Annotated in this window: 20 protein-coding genes; 15 read left to right on the forward strand and 5 right to left on the reverse strand. The window is 67.7% G+C overall.

Going from position 1 to position 19521, the window contains the following annotated elements:
• The first annotated feature begins 10 nt into the window (after positions 1–10).
• The 6 genes from ACLBYA_RS06530 to ACLBYA_RS06555 are packed head-to-tail and all read left to right on the forward strand — an operon-like array spanning position 11 to position 3388.
• On the forward strand, positions 11–142 hold the full coding sequence (locus tag ACLBYA_RS06530) for a hypothetical protein (RefSeq protein WP_447708535.1): 132 nt from the start codon (positions 11–13) through the stop codon (positions 140–142).
• On the forward strand, positions 139–828 hold the full coding sequence (locus tag ACLBYA_RS06535; protein WP_447708536.1) for a hypothetical protein: 690 nt from the start codon (positions 139–141) through the stop codon (positions 826–828). The genes ACLBYA_RS06530 and ACLBYA_RS06535 overlap by 4 nt, the downstream gene beginning before the upstream one ends.
• 12 nt (positions 829–840) lie before the next feature.
• Positions 841–1248, forward strand: coding sequence for a hypothetical protein (locus ACLBYA_RS06540; protein WP_447708537.1), 408 nt, complete (start codon positions 841–843; stop codon positions 1246–1248).
• A 13-nt stretch (positions 1249–1261) separates the two neighbouring features.
• Positions 1262–1450, forward strand: a complete 189-nt coding sequence (locus ACLBYA_RS06545; RefSeq protein ID WP_447708538.1) for a hypothetical protein — start codon at positions 1262–1264, stop codon at positions 1448–1450.
• 46 nt (positions 1451–1496) lie between these two features.
• Positions 1497–3062 carry an FAD-dependent oxidoreductase gene (locus tag ACLBYA_RS06550; protein WP_447708539.1) on the forward strand — a complete coding sequence of 522 codons (1566 nt, stop codon included), beginning with the start codon at positions 1497–1499 and terminating at the stop codon, positions 3060–3062.
• Positions 3059–3388, forward strand: a complete 330-nt coding sequence (locus tag ACLBYA_RS06555) for a 4Fe-4S binding protein (RefSeq protein ID WP_447708540.1) — start codon at positions 3059–3061, stop codon at positions 3386–3388. The genes ACLBYA_RS06550 and ACLBYA_RS06555 overlap by 4 nt, the downstream gene beginning before the upstream one ends.
• Before the next feature lies 1 nt (position 3389).
• On the opposite strand, the gene ACLBYA_RS06560 is transcribed toward ACLBYA_RS06555, so the two are convergent.
• Together ACLBYA_RS06560 and ACLBYA_RS06565 are read right to left on the reverse strand one after the other, a co-directional pair.
• A complete protein-coding gene (locus tag ACLBYA_RS06560) occupies positions 3390–4688 on the reverse strand; it encodes an MFS transporter (RefSeq protein WP_447708541.1) in 1299 nt (432 codons plus the stop codon).
• Positions 4685–5518: a sulfurtransferase gene (locus ACLBYA_RS06565; RefSeq protein ID WP_447708542.1), complete on the reverse strand. Its 834-nt coding sequence runs from the start codon at positions 5516–5518 to the stop codon at positions 4685–4687. The genes ACLBYA_RS06560 and ACLBYA_RS06565 overlap by 4 nt, the downstream gene beginning before the upstream one ends.
• A gap of 248 nt (positions 5519–5766) precedes the next feature.
• On the opposite strand from ACLBYA_RS06565, the gene ACLBYA_RS06570 reads away from it, so the two are divergent.
• From ACLBYA_RS06570 to ACLBYA_RS06610, 9 genes are all read left to right on the forward strand, one after another.
• Positions 5767–6618, forward strand: coding sequence for a sulfurtransferase (locus ACLBYA_RS06570; protein WP_447708543.1), 852 nt, complete (start codon positions 5767–5769; stop codon positions 6616–6618).
• A gap of 9 nt (positions 6619–6627) precedes the next feature.
• The gene (locus ACLBYA_RS06575; RefSeq protein WP_447708544.1) at positions 6628–8007 is read left to right on the forward strand and encodes an NtaA/DmoA family FMN-dependent monooxygenase; all 1380 of its coding nucleotides are present in this window, start codon (positions 6628–6630) and stop codon (positions 8005–8007) included.
• A gap of 18 nt (positions 8008–8025) precedes the next feature.
• On the forward strand, positions 8026–9048 hold the full coding sequence (locus tag ACLBYA_RS06580; RefSeq protein WP_447708545.1) for an ABC transporter permease: 1023 nt from the start codon (positions 8026–8028) through the stop codon (positions 9046–9048).
• 13 nt (positions 9049–9061) lie between these two features.
• On the forward strand, positions 9062–9922 hold the full coding sequence (locus tag ACLBYA_RS06585; protein ID WP_447708546.1) for an ABC transporter permease: 861 nt from the start codon (positions 9062–9064) through the stop codon (positions 9920–9922).
• 61 nt (positions 9923–9983) lie between these two features.
• Positions 9984–11561, forward strand: coding sequence for an ATP-binding cassette domain-containing protein (locus ACLBYA_RS06590; protein WP_447708547.1), 1578 nt, complete (start codon positions 9984–9986; stop codon positions 11559–11561).
• Positions 11562–11660: 99 nt separating this feature from the next.
• Positions 11661–13322, forward strand: coding sequence for an ABC transporter substrate-binding protein (locus ACLBYA_RS06595; RefSeq protein ID WP_447708548.1), 1662 nt, complete (start codon positions 11661–11663; stop codon positions 13320–13322).
• Positions 13323–13324: 2 nt separating this feature from the next.
• Positions 13325–14287, forward strand: coding sequence for an LLM class flavin-dependent oxidoreductase (locus ACLBYA_RS06600; protein WP_447708549.1), 963 nt, complete (start codon positions 13325–13327; stop codon positions 14285–14287).
• On the forward strand, positions 14284–15588 hold the full coding sequence (locus ACLBYA_RS06605) for an NtaA/DmoA family FMN-dependent monooxygenase (RefSeq protein WP_447708550.1): 1305 nt from the start codon (positions 14284–14286) through the stop codon (positions 15586–15588). The genes ACLBYA_RS06600 and ACLBYA_RS06605 overlap by 4 nt, the downstream gene beginning before the upstream one ends.
• Positions 15588–16958 (forward strand): aminotransferase class I/II-fold pyridoxal phosphate-dependent enzyme, encoded by a 1371-nt coding sequence (locus tag ACLBYA_RS06610; protein WP_447708551.1) that lies wholly within the window; start codon positions 15588–15590, stop codon positions 16956–16958. The genes ACLBYA_RS06605 and ACLBYA_RS06610 overlap by 1 nt, the downstream gene beginning before the upstream one ends.
• Here ACLBYA_RS06610 and ACLBYA_RS06615 read toward each other — a convergent pair.
• Genes ACLBYA_RS06615 through ACLBYA_RS06625 form a run of 3 tightly spaced genes read right to left on the reverse strand, consistent with a single transcriptional unit; the run spans position 16955 to position 19516 of the window.
• Entirely contained in the window at positions 16955–17707 is a 753-nt protein-coding gene (locus tag ACLBYA_RS06615; protein ID WP_447708552.1) for an SDR family NAD(P)-dependent oxidoreductase, read from the reverse strand. The two genes, ACLBYA_RS06610 and ACLBYA_RS06615, sit on opposite strands and share 4 nt — an antisense overlap.
• Before the next feature lie 34 nt (positions 17708–17741).
• The gene (locus ACLBYA_RS06620; RefSeq protein ID WP_447708553.1) at positions 17742–18503 is read right to left on the reverse strand and encodes an alpha/beta fold hydrolase; all 762 of its coding nucleotides are present in this window, start codon (positions 18501–18503) and stop codon (positions 17742–17744) included.
• Entirely contained in the window at positions 18503–19516 is a 1014-nt protein-coding gene (locus tag ACLBYA_RS06625; RefSeq protein WP_447708554.1) for an acetamidase/formamidase family protein, read from the reverse strand. Before ACLBYA_RS06625 ends, ACLBYA_RS06620 begins: the two co-directional genes overlap by 1 nt.
• Positions 19517–19521 lie beyond the last annotated feature (5 nt).

Below are 19521 nucleotides of genomic sequence, written 5' to 3' on the forward strand. Positions count from 1 at the left end.
GGGAATTCGCGTGGTCGATCAGAAAGAGAAGAAGCGTAAGTGGGCACTGATCGTGTTCCAGATCGCCATCTACGGCTATCTGCTCATCATGTTCCTCATCCAGCTCTACATGTCCTTCGAACGGGGCTGGTGGTACCTGTGAGCCTGGCGGTCGGCGGTGCGGTCGGCCTCGAGGACCACCACGAGCAGTCCCGGCTGGCCCAACGACGGGCCGACAAGTGGATGATCGTCGGCGCGGCCCTGATGGGAATGTGGGCGCCCGGACTCATCGGCTTCCCGATCTTCATGCGCGGGGTGTGGCTGCAGCGACAGGCACAGCGTGCCGGGCTTTCGGTGCGCCCCATGATCGTCACCCTCATCGGGTATCTCGTGCTGATCGACGGGATGCTCAACAGCCTCGGCTGGGCACTGGACCTGGTCGCCAACCACACGCTGATCAACCGCGTGCTGATGGTCGGCTGGGGACACATGTTCGACGCCGGCTACTTCTGGCACTACAACGAACTCTGGGTGGGTGGAGCCGCAGGCACCGGCGAGAAGGCCATGGTGTTCGGCATGATCATCACCGTCTTCGCCATGCGTTGCGCCGCCGCCATCGGCTTTCTCCAGATGAAGCGCTGGGGCCATCAGTGGATGATCGTGACCTGCTGGATGGGCGTCCTCATCTGGTGTGTCTACGTGTTCAACATGACGATGTACGCCGACGTCCGGTTCGCGGGCACCATCTTCCCCGTCATCGGGTGGTGGCTGTACGACATCTTCTACATCACCCCGTTCCTTGCCATCCCCTACCTACACACCGTGAACCGCGAAATCTTCACGGACTGAAGGAGTGCCGCCGTGACCCAGACAACCGAAGCCGAGATCGACGACCTGCCCCCGGGCACCACGCCGTACTACGCACGCATGCACAAGTACATCAAGCGGGCCGTGCTGGTCTGCCTGGTCGCGCTGGTTCTCGAGGGTGCCTTCACCCTGCCGTTCATGGCGGTCTACTACGGGTACCCGACCTTGAGCCTCACCCAGATCTGCAGTGAACTGCTCAAGGTCCGCTACTCCGATGACACGCTGGAGTGCAAGTACCCGTACCCGCCGCTCGGCCCGCCCGAGGGCGCCGAAGGCAAGGACACCGCCCGCGACATCTGGGGGATCCAGCCGATACCGCAGTACGACCGACTCGGCTTCCGGGAACTTGTCGACCGGTATGAGGCACGCCAGGCACGTGAAGCTGCGGGGCAGGGCAACTGAGGTGACACATCGGTTGCGCGTGATCCAATGGGCCAACGGCGAGATCGTCCAGATCGTGCACCGGCACGGCGGCACCGCCCCGCTGAACGCCGCGCTGGCCCGGCTGGCCCGCGAGGCCGCGGTATCCGGCCGGCCGCCGGGCGAGTACTCGGCAGCGCAGCTTGCCGAACTCCTGGGGCTCGGTCACCAAGAATCCCGGTGAGCGGATATCTGGTGATGCACAGCCTCGGTCGGCACAATCCACGCGGGTGAGCACCTCCAGCGACCCCGGCTGTCTGACGCCCGACGTCCTGGTGGTCGGTGGCGGCCCCGCCGGCACCTGGGCGGCGATCCGGGCCGCCGAAGCCGGAGCTGATGTGGTGTTGGCGGACAAGGGTTACACCGGAACCAGCGGTGCGACGGCCTCGGCAGGCACCGGGGTGTGGTTCGTGCCCGAGGACGGGCGTGCGGACGCCATCGCGGCCCGCGAGAAGGTCGGTGCGGGATTGACCGAACCTAGCTGGATGTCACGGGTGCTCGACGAGACCTATGACCTGATGCACGAGATCGCGCGAATCCAGCGCTATCCCTTCCCGACCGCTGCCGACGGCACACCCATCATGGACGACCTGCAGGGCCCGGAGTACATGCGCCGGCAGCGGCTGCGGGTGCAGCGGCTCGGGGTGCGCATCCTGGATCACACCCCCGCACTGCAGTTGCTCGCCGACGCCGACGGTGCGGTATCGGGTGCCGTCGTCGTGGACCGGCGCACCGGGGACGAACTGCAGATCGTGGCCGCCGCCGTCGTCCTGGCCACCGGCGGCTGCGCATTCCGGTCGAAAACCCTTGGCTGCGACGTCGATACCGGTGACGGCGCCTTGATGGCTGTGGAGGCCGGGGCGGTGCTCTCGGGCATGGAATTCTCCAACGCCTACGCCATCGCGCCCAAGGGCACCGGGGTCACCAAGAATGCCTTCTACAACTGGGCGACCTTCTATCACGCCGACGGTTCGGTCTTCGACGTTCCACGCTCCAAGGACCGCACCCTGATCGCCTCCACACTGCTCACCGAGCCGGTGCTCGCGAGCATCGACCGTGCCACACCGGCCGAACAGGCCATGATGCGCACCGCTCAGCCGAACTTCTTCCTCACCTTCGACCGCCTGGGCATCGACCCATTCACCGAGCGGTTCGAGATCACGCTGGTCACCGAGGGCACCATCCGCGGCACCGGTGGTGTTCGTATCGCCGGAACCGACTGTGCCACCGATGTTCCGGGTCTGTACGCCGCCGGGGACACGGCGACCCGTGAGCTGATCGCAGGAGCGTGGACCGGTGGGGGCAGCCACAACGCCGCCTGGGCCGCCTGCTCGGGCGGCTGGGCCGGCAGGGGAGCCGCGCTGTTCGCGCAGAACCGAGGGCGTCCGACAGGCGCGCTGACGGTGGTCGGCCGCCCGGGCGCGGAAGACCACCAGAGGATCGCGCACGAGGTCCGTGATCAGGTGCTGCCGTACGAGATCAACTACCTACGCCACGCCGACCGGCTCGGCCCGGCACTCGATGCGCTCGACGATCTGTGGGCGCAGATCAGCACCGACCGGCCCGAACCCGGTGCCGACCGGCTGCGGGCGCGGGAGGCGGCCGCGATGCTGGCACACAGCAGATGGATGTACCACGCTGCCCTGCAGCGCACCGAGAGCCGCGGCATGCACCGGCGCTTCGACCACACCGAAAACGATGCCGCACAACAGTATCGGCTACTGACCGCCGGCCTCGACCAACTGTGGAGCCTCCCCGAGCCGCAGTGGCTTTCGGCGAGGATGCGCGCCGCATGATCGAGATCGTCGCGACCGAACGCTGCATCGGCTGTGACAAATGCATCGACGTCTGCCCGACCCGCGTCTTCGACCGCGGTGCCGACGGTATCCCGGTGATCGCCCGGCAGGACAGCTGCCAGACCTGCTTCCAGTGCGAGGCCTACTGCCCGACGGATGCGCTGTTCGTGGCCCCACTGCTGGATCCTGTCCCCGACGGGTCACCGCTGAAAGATCTCACCCACGTCGTCGAGACCGACCTGCTGGGGTCCTATCGCCGTGCCCTGGGCTGGGGTAAGGGACGAACCCTGGGGGCACGCAACGCGATCCAGCCGGAGATGCCCTGATTCAGGGCTCCGGATGCCCGGCGTGGTAGCGCGCGAAGCTCGGCGAGCGCCGCGCCAGCAGCCAGATGAGCACCAGCATGATCGCGCCACCGGCGACCAGTGGACTCCAGATCGCCAACATGCTGGCGACCGCCCCGGTGACCACATCGCCGACCCGCGGCCCACCGGTCACGATGATGCTGAAGATGCTCTGCACCCGGCCGCGCAGTTGATCCGGGACGGCGGCCTGCAGGATCGCACCACGGAAGATGGCCGAAATCCCGTCCGCCGCGCCACCAACCGCCAACGTAGCCGTGAGTGCCGCGATCGCCACGACGTTGACCTCCACATCGGCATGCCAGACGGTGGCCGCGAGCAGGATCAGCCCGGCCACCACGACGGCCCCGGCGTAGACGTAGGACACCACCAGGATCGCCACGCCCTGGCGTCGCACCGACCCGGTCCATCCGGAGAACAGCGAGGCGATCATCGCGCCGGCCGCCGTCGCCGCCGACAGCACACCGACGGTGGTCACCCCGCCACCGAGCGTCACCGCTCCCAGCGCCGGGAACAGCACCCGTGGTTGGGCCAGCGCCATCGCCACCAGGTCGACGGTGAGCGCGAACCGGATATTGGCGGCCCGGCGCAGATAGCTCAGTCCTTCCCGGACGGCCCGCCAGGCGCCGGCCTCGGGCGTCACCGTCGGACGCAACGTGGGCAGCGACCAGACACCGAGGAACGCCGCGGTGTGCAGCAGGACGTCCACCCCGTAGGCGAGGTGAAACCCACCGGCCCCGACCGCGGCGGCCCCGAGCAGCGGGCCGACGGTGGCCATCAGACCCATGTTGATGCCGTTGAGGGCGCCGGCAGCGGGCAACAACTCCCTGGGCAGCAACCGGGGAATGATGGCGCGCCGGGTGATCCCACCGACGGTGGCCGCCACCGAGTTGACGGTGGCAGCCAGGTACAGCACCCACAGTGAGGTGCCCCCCAGTGCGGCGTGCACGGCCAGCGCGATGATCGCCAGCCAGGAGATCACCGAGGCCACCATCGCGACCCGGCGACGGTCGAATCGGTCGGCCAGGCTGCCGCCGTAGAGCCCCATCACCACCAGCGGTCCGAGCGCGATCCCGGCGATCAGTGCGACCGCGAACGTCGACGAGGTGATCGCGTACACCTGCAGGGCGACCGTCACGACGGTCATCTCCTGCCCGACGCTGCCGAGCGCATTGCCGATCCAGAGCCGGCCGAATGCGCGGCTCTCGCGGAATGGTGACAGGTCCAGCAGGATCGCGGTGCCGCCCCGGGTACGGCCCCTCACCGCTGCAGCACGCGCGCGGGGTCCGCCGTCCACTCCGACGCCGACCCGACGTACAGATGGGCCCGGACACCCAGCAGGGCGAGCACGAACACCTCGAGAGCCGCGGCAACCCCAGTCCCGCAGTAGGCGGCCGGCTCATCACCCGCACCGACGCCGGCACCGGCCAGCCTCTCCCGCAGCGTGGCGTCGGGGAGAAGGTATCCGGCCTCGTCGAAGAATCCGGCGACCGGCAGGCTGTGCGCACCGGGAATGTGCCCGGCGCCGGTATCTGTCGGGTGGGAGAACTTGGCGGCCGGTCGGGCGTCGAGCAACAGTCCACGCGCCGCGAAATCCGGTACCGCGGCGATCGTCACGACCGGCAGGTTACCCGGCTTGATCACGAACTCCGACTCCGACCGGGTGTCGGCGGGTTCACCGGTCTGTAGGTCCCCACCGTGGTCCAGCCAGCCGTCCCATCCACCGTCGAGCAGTCGCACGGACTGCACACCCGCCCATCGCAGCAACCACCAGGCGCGCGCGGATGCCGGTGACCGGGTGGCTCCATAGACGACCACCGGTGTGTCGGTGTCGATTCCCCAACGCCGCACCGACTTCTGAAACTCCTCCGGCCCCGGAAGCGGGCGCCTGCCGTTGGTCCCGGTGCTGACTCCGGCCAGGTCGGCATCGAGATCGACGAATGAGGCGTCCGGGATGTGACCGGCCCGGTAGGCCGCAAGGTCCGGGCTGTCGGTGGCGGTGGCCTGCCGCACATCGAGCACCACCACCTCCGAACGCACCGCCAACAACTCTGCGGGTGCGATCAGGTGCGCGGTCCGGGCCTGATTGCCCATGCGATCTCCTCCGTCAGCCGAATCCGACAATTATGTGTCAGTACATATTCACTGCCCAATCGGCGCTTCGTCGGCATTGTCTTGCAGCGGTTTTCGTGCAGCTCGGACAAGAAAGTTAGTCGACGTGCCCTGCGCAGAGCATCAATAAATTCACCGTATTCAAAATATGGACACTCCAGCCGATTGTGACATTCAATGTGGTCCTCCCGAATTTGTGTGCCACACAAGAACTGTCACAAAGGAACTTCATGCCCATCATCACCCGCGGAGTGGTATCCGCCGAGGAGATCGTCGACGATCTGGCCGATCCCGGCCTGGTGGTCATCGAGGTGCACGCGACACGCCCCGAGGGGCCGTTGATCCCCGGTGCCCGGGCCGTGTTCTGGAAGGACCTCGCTTGGCATCCGCTGGAACGCGAGCTCGCCGACGGCGCCGAACTGTCCCGACGCCTGTTCGACCTCGGTGCCGGCAGCGGATCGAGGATCGTCCTTGCCGGCGAACCCACACAGTTCGCCGCCTACGTGCTGTGGACACTGCGGGTTCGTGGTTATGACGATGTGGCCTATCTGGACGGCGGGCTGGAGGCGTGGAAGGCCATCGGTGCCCCGACTGCGGCAGATCTGGCCGTCACCCGGGTGCCGGCCGACCAACCGCTATCGGTGCCGCAGCCCACCGCGGCGCATGAGGCACTGCGGATCGGGCGCGATGGTGTCCGAGACCTGCTGGGTTCCGAAGATGTTGTGCTGCTGGACTATCGGACCCCGCAGGAGTACTCGGGGGAGCGGGTCAGCGGGCCGACCGCGCCGATCGACCACGGTGCCGAACGGCACGGCCGGATCCCCGGGGCCAGGCCGCTGTTCTTCCGTGAACTCCTCGACGAGCACGGCCGGCTCAAAGATCGGGACCAACTGCAGGAGCTGGTCGGCCGCGCGGTCGGCGGGCGCGAACCCCGGTTGATCGTCAACTACTGCCGGCTGTCGCACCGATCCACGCTGGGCTGGATCGCCCTGTCGGAGGTCCTCGGCTACGACAACGTCCGGGTCTACGACGGATCGTGGACAGAGTGGGGCAGCATCGTCGGATTCCCGATCGAGAAATAAGGACTCAACATGGCATTCACCCGTGACTCGATCACCCTGAATCTCAATCTCATTCCCGGTGGCGTGTTCCCAGGCGCCTGGCGGGCCGGCACCGGGGATGCCCACCAGTACTCCAGCCTGGAGCACTACATCGAAGTCGCCAAGATCGCCGAGCGTGGCAAGTTCGACGCGGTCTTCCTGGCCGACACCCCGGTGTGGCGGTATCGCGGTGAGTACCGCCCGTTCCGCGGACTGGATCCGACACTCGCCTTTGCCGCGATCGCCCAGCACACCGAACACATCGGCCTGGTCGCCACCGGTTCCAGCTCGTACAACTCGGCGTACAACCTGGCCCGACGTATCTCGACGCTGGACCACATCTCGAATGGCCGCGCGGCCTGGAACATCGTCGCCACCAACGGTGACGATGTCGCCCGCAACTTCGGGCGCGAGCGCGGGCTCGACCATGACGCGCGCTACCGGCGGGCCCACGAGTTCGTCGAGGCCGTCCGCGCCCTGTGGGACGGCTGGGCCGATGACGCCTGGATCGCCGACCGGGAGTCGGGCACCTATGTCGACGAGAAGCGGATCCGCGCTGTCGATTACACCGGCGAGTACGTCAGCACCGCGGGCCCGCTGCCGTTGCCGCGTTCACCCCAGGGCCACCCCGTCCTGGTGCAGGCCGGATCCTCCCCGGATGGCATCGGGCTGGCCTCCCGGTTCGCCGATGCCGTCTACACCGTGCAGCCGACCATCGAGTCGGCGATCGCCTTCCGCAACACCGTGCGTGAGCAGGCGGCGGCCTGGGGCCGTGATCCGGAGACCATCCGGGTGCTGCCCGGGCTGATCACCCTGGTGGCGCCCACCGAGGCGCAGGCGCGGCAACGCGAGATCGAACTCCGCGAACAACACACCGAAAAGTTCGCGATCAATGCGTTGGCATTGCAGATCGGTGTGCCGGTCGACGCGCTGGACCTGGACAAGGAGTTGCCGTGGGACCTGGTACCGGCCGACGGTGAACTCGGCGCGCAGGGCGGGCATTTCGCCGCGCTGATCGGCACCGCCCGGCGGGAGAAGTTCACCGTCCGTCAGATTCTGGCCCGACAGGGCGGCGGTCTGACCCATGTCACCGCGATCGGATCGCCCGAGCAGGTCGCCGATCAGATCGAAACCTGGGTCCAGGCCGGAGCGTCGGACGGCTTCAACATCATGTCCGCGCAACTTCCGGATGTGGCAACCGAATTCGTCGATCATGTGGTCCCGCTGTTGCAACGCAAGGGCATCTTCCGTACCGAGTATCCCGGCACCACCTTGCGCGACACCCTCGGACTGGCACGTCCCGGTGACGGTTTCGAGAACCATGTGCACACCGGCAGCCTGCATAGTGTGGGGGAGGCGGCGTTCGGCTGACGCCGACTGCCGGACACCATGACCGTCCTCGATACCTCGACCGCAGCGCCGCCCGGCGCCGCCGTCACCCCCACCGTCGGGGTGCCGCGGCGGGCCGGCCGGTGGTCCGGTGTCGCCTTCCAGGCCCGCTATATCGCCGAGAAACTGTTGGCGGCGTTCGTGGTGCTGTGGTTGGCGGCATCGGCGGCGTTCCTGGCGGTACACCTGGCACCCGGTGACCCGGTCACCTTGCTGATGGGTGAGTTCGACACCCCCGAACTGCGCGCCACCATCGAGGCGCAATGGGGTCTGGACCGGTCGCTGGGGTGGCAGTACGTCGACTTCATGACCCGCCTGGCCCACGGCGACCTGGGCCAGTCCTACGTCCAGCGAACCGCCGTCACCGACATCCTGTTCGGGCACCGACTTGTCGCCAGCGCCCAACTCACCGTGACGGCAACGGCACTCGCCGTCGTACTGGCGGTGACGGTGGCATTGATCACTGCCGGCCGTCGCGGACCCGGCAGTCGACTAACCCAGCTCGGTGAGTTGACGTTCGCATCCATCCCGACCTTCTGGCTGGGCATCGTCTTCATCACCGTGCTGTCGTTCCAACTCGGTCTGGTCCGGGTCGTCGGCGGCAGCAAACTGGAGAACCTCATCCTGCCCAGCCTGACCCTCGGGCTGCCACTGGCCGCGGTGCTGTCACAGGTGCTCCGCGAGGGTATCGAGAAATCGCTGGAGCAGCCCTACGCGGTCACCGCACTGGCCCGCGGTATCTCACCGTGGCAGTTGAAGATCCGGCACGGCCTGCGACATGCGCTCATCCCGGCGCTCACCCTGGCCGGTTGGTCGGTGGGCGGCATGCTCACCGGCACCGTCATCGTCGAGCAGGTGTTCGGTCGACCGGGTATCGGGCAGGCCACCGTCGTCGCCGTCACCCGTCAGGACGTTCCGGTGGTGCTCGGTATCACCCTGTTGGCCGTTGCGCTGTACGTCGCCGTCAACACCGTCGTCGACATTCTGTACCTGTGGATCGATCCGCGGATGCGGGTCAGGTAGACGCGGGGTGACCATGGCAACAACTCTTGTCTTTCCGGGCCGGTCGCTGTCCTCGGGACTCACCCGCTTTCGTGGCACCGGCCTGATCGTGGCGGTCGCCTTCCTGGCCCTGCTGGCGCTTGCCGTCATGGCGCCGGGGGTGTTCACCGACCGTGACCCGTTGGCCAGCGATATGGCGAACGCGTTGGCCGCACCCGGGTTCGAGCATGTCTTCGGGACCGATCACCTGGGCCGCGACGTCTGGACCCGGGTGGTGTTCGGGGCCCGCTACTCGATCCTGATCGGGGTCGCCTCGACGCTGCTGGCGGTGCTCATCGGCGTGGTGCTCGGGCTGATCGCCGGGGTCTCGCACCGGTGGGTGAACGAGGCGATCTCCCGGGTGTTCGATGCCGTGGGCGCCTTTCCCGACCTGTTGTTCGCGCTGATGCTCATCACCCTGATCGGGCCCGGCACCGGAAACGTCATCGCCGCCATCGCGATTGCCTCGGCTCCCCGTTTCGGACGGGTGGTGCGTGCCGAGACGTTGCGGGTCCGCGAATCCGACTATGTGGTGCAATCCCGGCTGGCAATCGCTTCAGCGGTGACCCGCACGGTCCGGCACGTGCTACCCAACGCACTGGGGACCGTACCGGTGCTCGCGACTCTCGGCGTGGGGACCGCCATCATCGGCGCGGCCGGCCTGAGCTTCCTGGGATTCGGACCCACACCGCCGCTGCCGGAATGGGGTTCGATGCTCTCCGATGCGCGCCAGGATCTCCGCATCGCCTGGTGGGTCGGATTCTTCCCCGGCCTGTTCATCACGCTGACCGTCATCAGCGTGTCGATCACCGGGCGGCACCTGCAGCGTCGCTTCGAACGCCGGGCACAGCTGTGAGCGACGCTTGCGGAGCGAATCGACGGGTGGCATGCGGGACCCGAGCCTGCGAGGGAACCACATGAGCTCCGATCTGCTGGTCGACGTCAAGGGTTTGACGGTGTCCTTCGACAGTGTCCGCGCCGCCGACGGCGCCGCGCTGCCCGTGGTCCGCGGCGTGGACCTGGCGATCCGCCGAGGCCGGGTGCTGGCCATCGTCGGTGAATCGGGATCGGGGAAATCGGTCACCGCACGGGCGCTGGTCGGGCTCGCCGGGGCCGGAAGTACCGTCACCGCAGACCATTTCCAGATCCACGGCGTGGACGCCGGCGGCCACCGGGAGCGGGACTGGCGCCGGGTGCGTGGCGCTCAGATCGGGTTCGTCCTGCAGGACGCGCTGACCTCACTCGATCCGCTACGCACCGTCCAGGCCGAGGTTGCCGAGGCGTTACGGGTTCCCCGTGCGCGCCGGATCGCCGAGGTGGAGGAACTGCTGGACTCGGTGGGAATCCCCGACCCGGCCTACCGGCGGCGGAACTATCCGCATCAGCTCTCCGGCGGACTGCGCCAGCGGGCCCTGATCGCCTCTGCGCTCGCCGGTCATCCCGATGTGCTGATCGCCGACGAGCCGACCACCGCCCTCGATGTCACCGTGCAGGCCCGCATCCTGGCCCTGCTGCGCACCCTGGCCGACGAAGGTCGCGGGGTGCTGTTGATCAGCCATGATCTGGCGGTGGTGTCCCGCGTGGCCGACGATGTACTGGTCATGCACCGTGGCGAGGTCGTCGAGCGGGGATCGGTGGCCGATGTCATCGGACACCCGACACACGAATACACCCGGCGGCTGGTCGCTGCCGTCCCCGGTCCGCACACCCGTGGACGTCGGCTGAGCGATCCCGACGGCATCGCCCCGCTGCCGGTGCCGATCGGGCCGGGCACCGTCGCCGATATCGTCGGTGTGAGCAAGTATTACCGACGCGGCCGCAGCGAGAGGTTCACCGCCGCCGAAGATGTCACCTTCGGGATCCGCAGCGCCGAAATCGTCGGTCTTGTCGGTGAATCCGGCTCCGGAAAGTCGACCGTGGCCCGCATCGTGACGGGTCTGTTGACGCCTGACGCCGGACATGTCGGCATCGACCGTCCGCGACTGGGGGCGGTACAACTCGTCGCGCAGGACTCCGTCGGATCGTTCGATCCGCGCTACACCGTCCGCGAGATCATCGCCGAAACCGTGGCACTGGGACATCGTGGCAAAGCCGACCGTGCCCGGCGTATCGGCGAACTGCTCGACCTGGTGCACTTGCCCGCCACCGTCATCGACCGCCACCCCAGATCGCTGTCCGGCGGGCAACGGCAGCGGGTGTCGATCGCCCGGGCACTCGGTTCGGACCCCGAACTGCTGGTGTGTGATGAGGCGGTATCCGCCCTCGATGTCTCCATTCAGGCGCAGATCCTGGACCTGCTGTTGGAGATCCGAGCCGAACGAGACACCGCGCTGTTGTTCATCTCTCACGATATCGGCGTGGTGCACCACATCGCCGACCGGGTGCTGGTCATGCACCGTGGCGGCGTTGTCGAAGAGGGCACCGCCGATGAGGTGTTCGAGTCACCGCGCGATCCGTACACACAGGCGCTGCTGCAGGCGGTGCCGACGTTATGAGCTGTCCGTGCCGCTGTCGCTGTCACTGATCGCACCCTCGCAAACACACCCTGAACTCCGGCCGCACAACGTGTGCGGTCCACTCACGAATGGAACGACATGACCCGTTGGAGAAGTCCCCTGAGCCCGGTCCTGCGCTGGGCAGCACTGTTGCTGGCGGCGCTGATGACATTGACCGCATGCGGCAGCGACAGCGGAACCGGCAGTGGCAGTGGTGAACCCGTGCGCGGTGGCACGCTGACCGTTGCCCAGGCCGACTACCCCGAAGAGGGAATGAACCCGCACGTCCGTGGCTGCTGCACCGAGGTCCAGGTGGTGCGCAACGCCTACGACAGCCTGGTGGCCATCGACTACGACGAATCCATCCACCCCTGGCTGGCCGAGAGCTACGAGCGTTCCGATGACGGTCTGGTCTACACCTTCAAGCTCCGGCAGGGGGTGAAATTCCATGACGGTGAACCCTTCAACGCCGCCGCGGTGAAGGCCAACTTCGACAAGATCACCGGCGACCCGGAATACGCACCGTCAGTGGCCAAGAGTACGTTCCAGACCCTGAAGTCCACCGAGGTCGTCGACGAGTACACCGTCCGCACCGTACTGTCCGAACCGACGGCGAACTGGCTGAACACCCTTGCCTCGCTGCAGGGTTCGCAGATATCGCCGAAGTCCCTGCAGAACCCGGATGTCGCCGCCGGCGGCGTCGGTATCGCCGGGACCGGCCCATTCATCCTGACCGACGTCATCGAGGGTTCCGAACTGCGGTTCAAACGCAACGAGGACTACGACTGGGCCTCCTCGCTGGCGTCGCACGAAGGGCCGGCGTACTTGGACGAACTCGTGGTGAAGATCGTGCCCGAGCCCAATGTCCGTGCCGGACTGTTGACCTCGGGTGAGGTGGATGCGATCGCCCAGGTCGCCCCCGCCGATATCGCACAGTTCGACGGTGTCGACGGGTTCCAGTTCGAATGGAAGCCGTCCAACGTGTCGCCGTGGTCGCTGTACTTCAACGTCACCGGCGACAACACCAAGGATGTCCGGGTGCGCCATGCGCTGCGTGAGGCCGTCGACCTGAACCCGATCATCGACACCGTGCTGCAGGGCAGTTCGGATCGGGCGTGGAGCATCGTCGGCCCGCAGAGCCCGTTCTATGACGCCAAGTACGAGAACAGCTACGGCGGCAATGTGGAGGAGGCGAACAAGCTGCTCGACGAGGCCGGTTGGACCGGACCCCGCGACAGCGAGGGCTACCGCACCAATGCGGCCGGCCAGCGCCTGACCGCCCGGCTGATCGCCACCGAACCCAAACCACCGCTGAGCACCGTGCTGGAGGCGTACCAGGCCGAGGCCCGCACCAACGCCGGGATCGATGTCGACCTGCAGTTCCGCGATGAGGGCACCGTCGACGTGGTGCGCGAGACCAACGCCTACGAGGCCTTCCCCCGGGCCGTCGGTGGCGTGGACATCGGTGTGGTGCTGGAGAAGATCTACGAGACCGGCGGTGCGATCAACGGACCCAAGCTGGAGGACCCGCAGGTCGACGGGTGGCTGGCCGATGGCCGCAGCGCCCTCGACGATCAGGACCGCAAGGCGGCCTACGACAAGGTTGCCCAGTATGCGCTGGTCGACCAGGTCACCACGCTGCCGCTGTACACCGAGCGTTACAACGCGGCCGCGACGAGCCGGGTACACGAGATCGAGCGGTGGCTGGACCCGCCGCGCGGCATGACCAACTTCTGGGCCTACGACACCTGGAAGGAATGACCGTGTCCGCAGCCGGTTTCCCCGAGTTCGGAATCTTCTTCCGGCTCAACGACACCCAGGCCGATCCCGTCCAGCAGTACCACGACGGGCTGGACCTGATCGCCTACGCCGAGCAACTCGGTCTGTCCACCGCATGGATCACCTCGCACCACTTCCGCTCCGACAAGGGCACCGTGGCGTCACCGCTGGTGTTCCTGTCTGCGGCGAGCCAACGCACCAGCCGGATTCGGCTGGGTGCCGGTGTTGTCGTGATCACCCTGGAGAACCCGATCCGGGTGGCCGAGGATGCGGTGATCACCGATGCGTTGTCCCGGGGCCGCCTGCAATTGGGGCTCGGTTCGGGACTGGAGGATTGGGCCTTCGGGCCGTTCGGCGTCGACTGGGATGACCGGCTGCGGGTCTACGCGGAGAAGACGGCGGCGCTGAGGTCGATCCTGGCCGGGGACGATCTCGGTGGCGGTCGGCAGCTTTATCCGCCGGCCGGTGAGCTGCGTAACCGGCTGTGGCGGGTCGCCAGCGATCCTGCGCATGCCGCGGAGATCGGCCGGGCCGGTGACAACCTGCTGTTGCGGTCCTCCAAGGCGCTGTCCTTCGAGGGTAATCTGGATCGGCACAGTGCGGCCATCGACGGGTTCCGGTCGCACGCCGGACCACACCAGCGGATCGCCGCGTCGCGGACGGTGATCGTCGCCGAGACCACCGCGGCGGCACGGGAACTGGCGGGTCAGAAGGCGATCGACCTACACCTGAAGAACGGCAACGGGGACCCGTGGTACGGCGATCCCGAGCTGGTGCGTGAGCGACTCGTCAACGATCCCGAACTGCATCTGGTCGACGAGGTGCTGCTGCAGGTGGCACCGGCCAAACTCACGCTCTCGCAATGGAAGGCGAGCCTGGCGCTGACGGTGTCCGAGGTGCTGGACCCGCTGCGGGCATCCGCACCGCTGGAGGCCGCCGCCCGATGACGCGCGGGCTGCGCTTCATCGCATCCGGCGAGCACGCGTTCGGGCCCATCGCCCGATGGCGGGAAACCGATGTGGCACCGGCAGATATCGCCGACCTGCAGCAGCACGCCGACTACGCCCGGTGGGTGGAAGCGACCGGTTTCGATGCGTTGTTCTACGCCGATTTCCTCGGGTTCGATCCGGTCCGGCATCAAAGCCCGCGCCTGCCGTTCGAGCCGCTGGTACTCACGGCCGCGCTCCTGGCGTGCACCGAGCATCTCGGATTCATCACCACCGCGTCGACGACCTTCAACACTCCCTACGGACTGGCTCGCAGCATCGCCTCACTGGACCGGCTCAGCGGCGGTCGCGTCGCCTGGAATGTCGTCACGTCGTTCACAGGGGAACAGAACTTCGGGATCGGCACGTTACCCACCCCGCAGCAGCGCTATGCCCGTGCCACCGAGTTCCTCGATGTCGTCGCCAACCTGTGGGCGAGTTTCCCCGAGTCCGCGATCATCGACGACAAGGTGGCCGGCCGCTATGTCGACACCGCGCGTGTCACGCCGATCAACCATGTCGGCGAACACTTTTCGGTGCAGGGTCCGCTCGACATACCGGGGCCACCGTCGGGCCGGCCGATCTTGGTGCAGGCCGGAGCATCCCTGGAAGGGATCGCCTTTGCTGCTCGCCACGCCGATATCGTCTTCGTCGCCGCACCCGACCTCGATGACGCGACCCAGTTCGCCGCCCGGTTGCGGGCCGAGGTGGCCCGCGCGGGCCGCGCCCCGGACGAGGTCCTGATCTTCCCCGGATTCCGGGCGTTCCTGGGCGTCGACGAGGCGGATGCGCGGCTCGTGCGGTCTCGGTTCGCGACCGCCGACGTGCTTGACAAGGCGCGCCGCGCCGTACGGCGGGAATCCGATCTGTTCGACTTCACCGGACTGGATCTGGACGTGCCGATCCCGGCCGGGAGGCTGCCCACCGACGCCGACCTGGCAGCCTCGACCCGCCGACGGAGCCGCGCGCTGATCTATCTGCGTTGGGCACGGCAGCCCGGTGCCACGCTGCGGACCGTGCTCGAACGGATCGCCCTGGAACACGGACATTTTGCACTGACCGCCACCCCGATGCAGGTCGCCGACCAAGTCGAGCGATGGTTCATCGCCGGTGCAGCCGACGGCTTCATGGTCAACTACGGGTCGGGTATCGGCACTTTCGCCGAGCAGGTGCTGCCGCTACTGGCAGAGCGTGGGCTGTGGAAGCCGGTCACCGACGGAGATCTGCGCAATCGGCTCGGCCTGCCACCCGGGCAGCGCTGATGTCCGCGCCCGACCATATCGACGCCGGCTGGCTGGCCGGGCGTCTGTCGGCGGTCAGCGCCCGCGAACTCGGCCAGGAGCTGACCCGGCTGATCGACGGCGGTGAGCTGTCGCCCGGCACCCAGCTGCCGACCATCCGGGAGTTCGCCCGGGCCGCGGGGGTCAGCCCGGGCACGGTCATGTCGGCCTGGAGCCGCGTGCGCGACACCGGGCGCCTGGAGACGCGTCGCCGTGGCGGTACCGTCGTCGCCGGTACCGCACCGCGCACGGTCACCCACCGTGAATTCGACTGGGCCCATGTCGAGATGTCTTTGGTGACACCGGACGCGGCGGTGCAACCCGACCTGCGCGCGGCCATCGCCGGCGCGTTGGCCACCCCGGATCTGCATGCCGCGCAACGCGCCTACATCACACCGGAACTGTTGCGGGTGGTCCGGCCGGGATGGCCGTTCGAGGCGCAGGCCTGGAACTGTGTAGGCGGGGGCAGTGAGGCGCTGGTCCTGGCCAGCGCCGCTGCCGCGGGCGGCGCCGAACCCGATGCCGGCCGGTTGATCGCGGTCGAAGAGCCCGTCAGCCCCGGCTATCTGGACATCCTGCGGCACCTCGGTATCGACGCTGTCGGCGTGCGGGCCGACGAGCAGGGGCCGACCGTGGAATCAGTGGCCGCGGCGGTGCACCGCGGTGTCTCCGCGGTGGTGCTACAACCCAGTGGCGCCTACGCGGTGTCCGGTGCGCTTTCTGCCGCGCGGGCCGCCGAACTGGGCAATCTGCTGGCCGCGCATCCGGGGATCTGGGTCATCGAGGATGACAGCGCCGGCCCGCTGGCCGAGGTTGAACCCGTCACCCTGGGCGCCTACCTGCCCGATCAAGTGATACGAATCCGTAGCTACTGCAAGGCCTTCGGGATCGACCTGCGATCAGCGGTGCTGGGCGGCTGTGGCGAACTGGTGGAACGAACGATCCGGTTGCGCAGTTTCGGGATGGCGTCCAACAGCCGCATACTGCAGAACGCGCTGACCGAGCTCATCGAGGATGCCGCCACGACCGATCTGATGGCCCGCGCTCGTGCCGTCTACCGCCGACGCAGGCAAGCGGTCGTGGCGGCATTCGCCGATGTCGGATTGGCGGCCTCGTCAGGGGACAACGGATTCGTGGTGTGGGTGCCGGTGCCGGACGAGACCTCGACCCTGATCAATCTGGCGAGGCAGGGCATCGTGGTGGCGGCCGGGGCCCGGTCCTACGTCAGCGCCAGCGACGGGGCGCTGAGGGTGTCGATCCTGCAGTTACCCGATGATGATCTGTTGATCGACGGTCTGGCCCATGCGGTCCGGTCGGCCATCCACTCCGCCGACCGCGAGTACTTCGACTAGAACTGCACGCCGCGGGTCAGCGCCCCGTCGACCAGCAGGTTCGTCCCGGTGATGAAGCTGGCCGCCGAGCTGGACAGGAAGACGACCGCATTGGCGACCTCCTGTGGCGTGGCCATCCGGCCGGTCGGGTTGAGACCCAACGCGGTGGCGAACAGCTCCGGATCGTTCTGCTCGATCGACGGCCACACACCACCGGGGAAGTAGGTGTTCCCCGGGCTGACGGTGTTGGCGCGCACCCCCTTGGCTGCGAGCTGATACGCCAATCCCTGGGTGTAGTGGATGATAGCGGCCTTCATGGTGCCGTACGGCCCCGCCGCGAAGTCGATTTCGCGGCCCGAGACGCTGGAGATCGTGACGATCGAGCCGGCACCGGACGCCTCCAGGTGCGGGAGGGCGGCGTCGACCAGACCGACGGTGCCCATCAGATCGACCTCGAAGGTGGTGCGCCAGTTCTCCTGTGACTCGGGAATGGCCAGTGCGCTGACGTTCGCGACGACGCCATCCAATCCGCCGAAGGCGTCAGCGGTGGCATCCACCCAGGCGCCCAGTGCCGCGGTCGCACCCACGTCGACGGCCGTGCCGATCGCCGCGTTGCCCAACTCCTGCTGCGCCTGTGCCACGGCCTCGGAGGTGCGGGCGCAGAACGCCACCTTGGCGCCCTCGGCGAGCAGGCCCTCGACGACAGCGCGGCCGATACCGCGGGTGCCGCCGGTGACGGCGAAGCGTTTGCCCTTGAGTCCCAGATCCATGACAGTCCTCCTCAGGAGATCGTGGTGTGCACCCTCATGCGGTAGCGGCGAGGAAGCCCAAGGCCTCGGTCACCACTGCGGGGGTGGGCACATGCTCGGCCGAGTCCTGGATGGACAGTACCGCGCCGGGTATCAGCTCGCATATCGCCCGGGCCGTGGCCACCGGCACCATGGAGTCCGCGCCGGAATGCCAAAGTCGCACCGGTGCAGTGATATTGACGAAGTCAAAGCCCCACGGATGTTGTTGCAGAATGGCTTCGCGGCCGGGGCCCGCACCATTGTGGAGCACGGAGTCCCGCAGTGCGCCGGCCCAGTCGCCATCGGGCGGCGCATCGGCCAGCGTCGTCTGCAGCGCCTCGTACCAGTAGCGGCACACCTCACCGGGATCACCGGTCCGGAAGAACGTGAACAGGGCCTGCGACTCCGGACCGTACAGGTTGCGCACCTGTTCGTCGGCGACATGCCCCAACCCACTGGTCACGGCCACCGCGGACACCCGTTCCGGGTCGGCGGCGGCCAGCGCATAAGCGTACGGAGCGCCCGCGGATACCGCCCACACGCCGTAGCGCCCGATACCGTCGAGCACCGGCGCCACCAGGTCGTTCCAGTCGGACACCGATGTCATGGCCACGGGGGCGGACCGTCCGTACCCCGGACGTGCGACGGCCAGCAGTTCGATACCGCCCACCGCGGCGGCCTCGGCTGCTTCGGCGCTCGCCCGTGCGCAGCCGACCAGGCCATGGTGCAGCAGGACCGGGAAGCCCCCGTGCGCGCCGTATCGTCGGACCTCGAGCATCAATAGGTGATGGTACCGAGTGACCTTGCCGCTGTGCGCAGTTCACCATGCACCCCGTGGTAGGCGGCCACGCTGGGCAGCAGCCGCTTGTCGATCTTCGTCACCGCGCTGTAGTTGGTATCCACCACATTGGCGATCGGTGCCAGGGAGATCTGGGTGAGCAGCTGATAGGCGTCGAACCGGTCGAGGCCGTGCAGCTCGCCCAGCCAGGTGATCATCTCGACCTGGCCGGCTCGCCACGCCTCCTCCAGCGGCCTCCCGGACCCGATGCACATCAGGTGGGTGTCGGTCTCCAGTCGCGGCCAGGCCGGCCCGCCGCCCTTGATCAACTCGACGATCGCGGTGACGTTCATCGCGCCCTCCACCGCGGTGCCGCACGACTCGCCCTCACCCTGCCGGTAATGCCCGTCGCCGAGCGAGAACAGCGCCCCGGGCACGTTCACCCGCAGGTAGCAGGTGGCGCCAGCGGTCATCTCGGGGGTATCCATATTGCCGCCGAACACGTCGGGGACCAGCGAGGTACGCACCTCCCGGCGCGCCGGTGCCACACCGACGGTGCCCAACATCGGATTGGCCGGCAGCGCCACCTCGAAATCGCTGCCGCGCGCGGCGAAGCCCACAGTCTTTGCCGCCGAATCGTATTCGTAGATCCAGGTGCGTTCGGGCAACGGCTCCTGCAGGGTCGGACTCACCGGAACGCTGGTCAGCCCGCCGAAGAACGGGATCAGCGTGGACGCACCCCAGCCGCGGGCCGGCGTCAGATCGACCAGGTGCACCGCGAGGGTGTCCCCGGGTTCGGCACCCTCGATCCAGAACGGGCCGGTCTGCGGATTGAGGTCCTCGGTGTCCAGCGCGGTGCTGGCCACCGAATCGGTACTGGTGATCCGCCCTCCATAGGCATCCTCGGTCCACAACCGCAACGCGGTCCGCGGCTTGATCCGCAGCACCGGTTCGGCCCCGCCGAAGGTGAAGGCGAACTGCTCGGGCGACGGGATGAAGGTGAGGTGGTCCATCCGAC

This window comes from Mycobacterium sp. C31M, assembly GCF_053345865.1.

Bases quoted from the DNA above. Each gene is read 5' to 3' on its own strand.
- ACLBYA_RS06555 (WP_447708540.1), top strand. From the start codon at position 3,059: ATGATCGAGATCGTCGCGACCGAACGCTGCATCGGCTGTGACAAATGC.
- ACLBYA_RS06565 (WP_447708542.1), bottom strand. From the start codon at position 5,518: ATGGGCAATCAGGCCCGGACCGCGCACCTGATCGCACCCGCAGAGTTG.
- ACLBYA_RS06570 (WP_447708543.1), top strand. From the start codon at position 5,767: ATGCCCATCATCACCCGCGGAGTGGTATCCGCCGAGGAGATCGTCGAC.
- ACLBYA_RS06575 (WP_447708544.1), top strand. From the start codon at position 6,628: ATGGCATTCACCCGTGACTCGATCACCCTGAATCTCAATCTCATTCCC.
- ACLBYA_RS06580 (WP_447708545.1), top strand. From the start codon at position 8,026: ATGACCGTCCTCGATACCTCGACCGCAGCGCCGCCCGGCGCCGCCGTC.
- ACLBYA_RS06585 (WP_447708546.1), top strand. From the start codon at position 9,062: ATGGCAACAACTCTTGTCTTTCCGGGCCGGTCGCTGTCCTCGGGACTC.
- ACLBYA_RS06590 (WP_447708547.1), top strand. From the start codon at position 9,984: ATGAGCTCCGATCTGCTGGTCGACGTCAAGGGTTTGACGGTGTCCTTC.
- ACLBYA_RS06595 (WP_447708548.1), top strand. From the start codon at position 11,661: ATGACCCGTTGGAGAAGTCCCCTGAGCCCGGTCCTGCGCTGGGCAGCA.
- ACLBYA_RS06605 (WP_447708550.1), top strand. From the start codon at position 14,284: ATGACGCGCGGGCTGCGCTTCATCGCATCCGGCGAGCACGCGTTCGGG.
- ACLBYA_RS06610 (WP_447708551.1), top strand. From the start codon at position 15,588: ATGTCCGCGCCCGACCATATCGACGCCGGCTGGCTGGCCGGGCGTCTG.
- ACLBYA_RS06615 (WP_447708552.1), bottom strand. From the start codon at position 17,707: ATGGATCTGGGACTCAAGGGCAAACGCTTCGCCGTCACCGGCGGCACC.
- ACLBYA_RS06620 (WP_447708553.1), bottom strand. From the start codon at position 18,503: ATGCTCGAGGTCCGACGATACGGCGCGCACGGGGGCTTCCCGGTCCTG.
- ACLBYA_RS06625 (WP_447708554.1), bottom strand. From the start codon at position 19,516: ATGGACCACCTCACCTTCATCCCGTCGCCCGAGCAGTTCGCCTTCACC.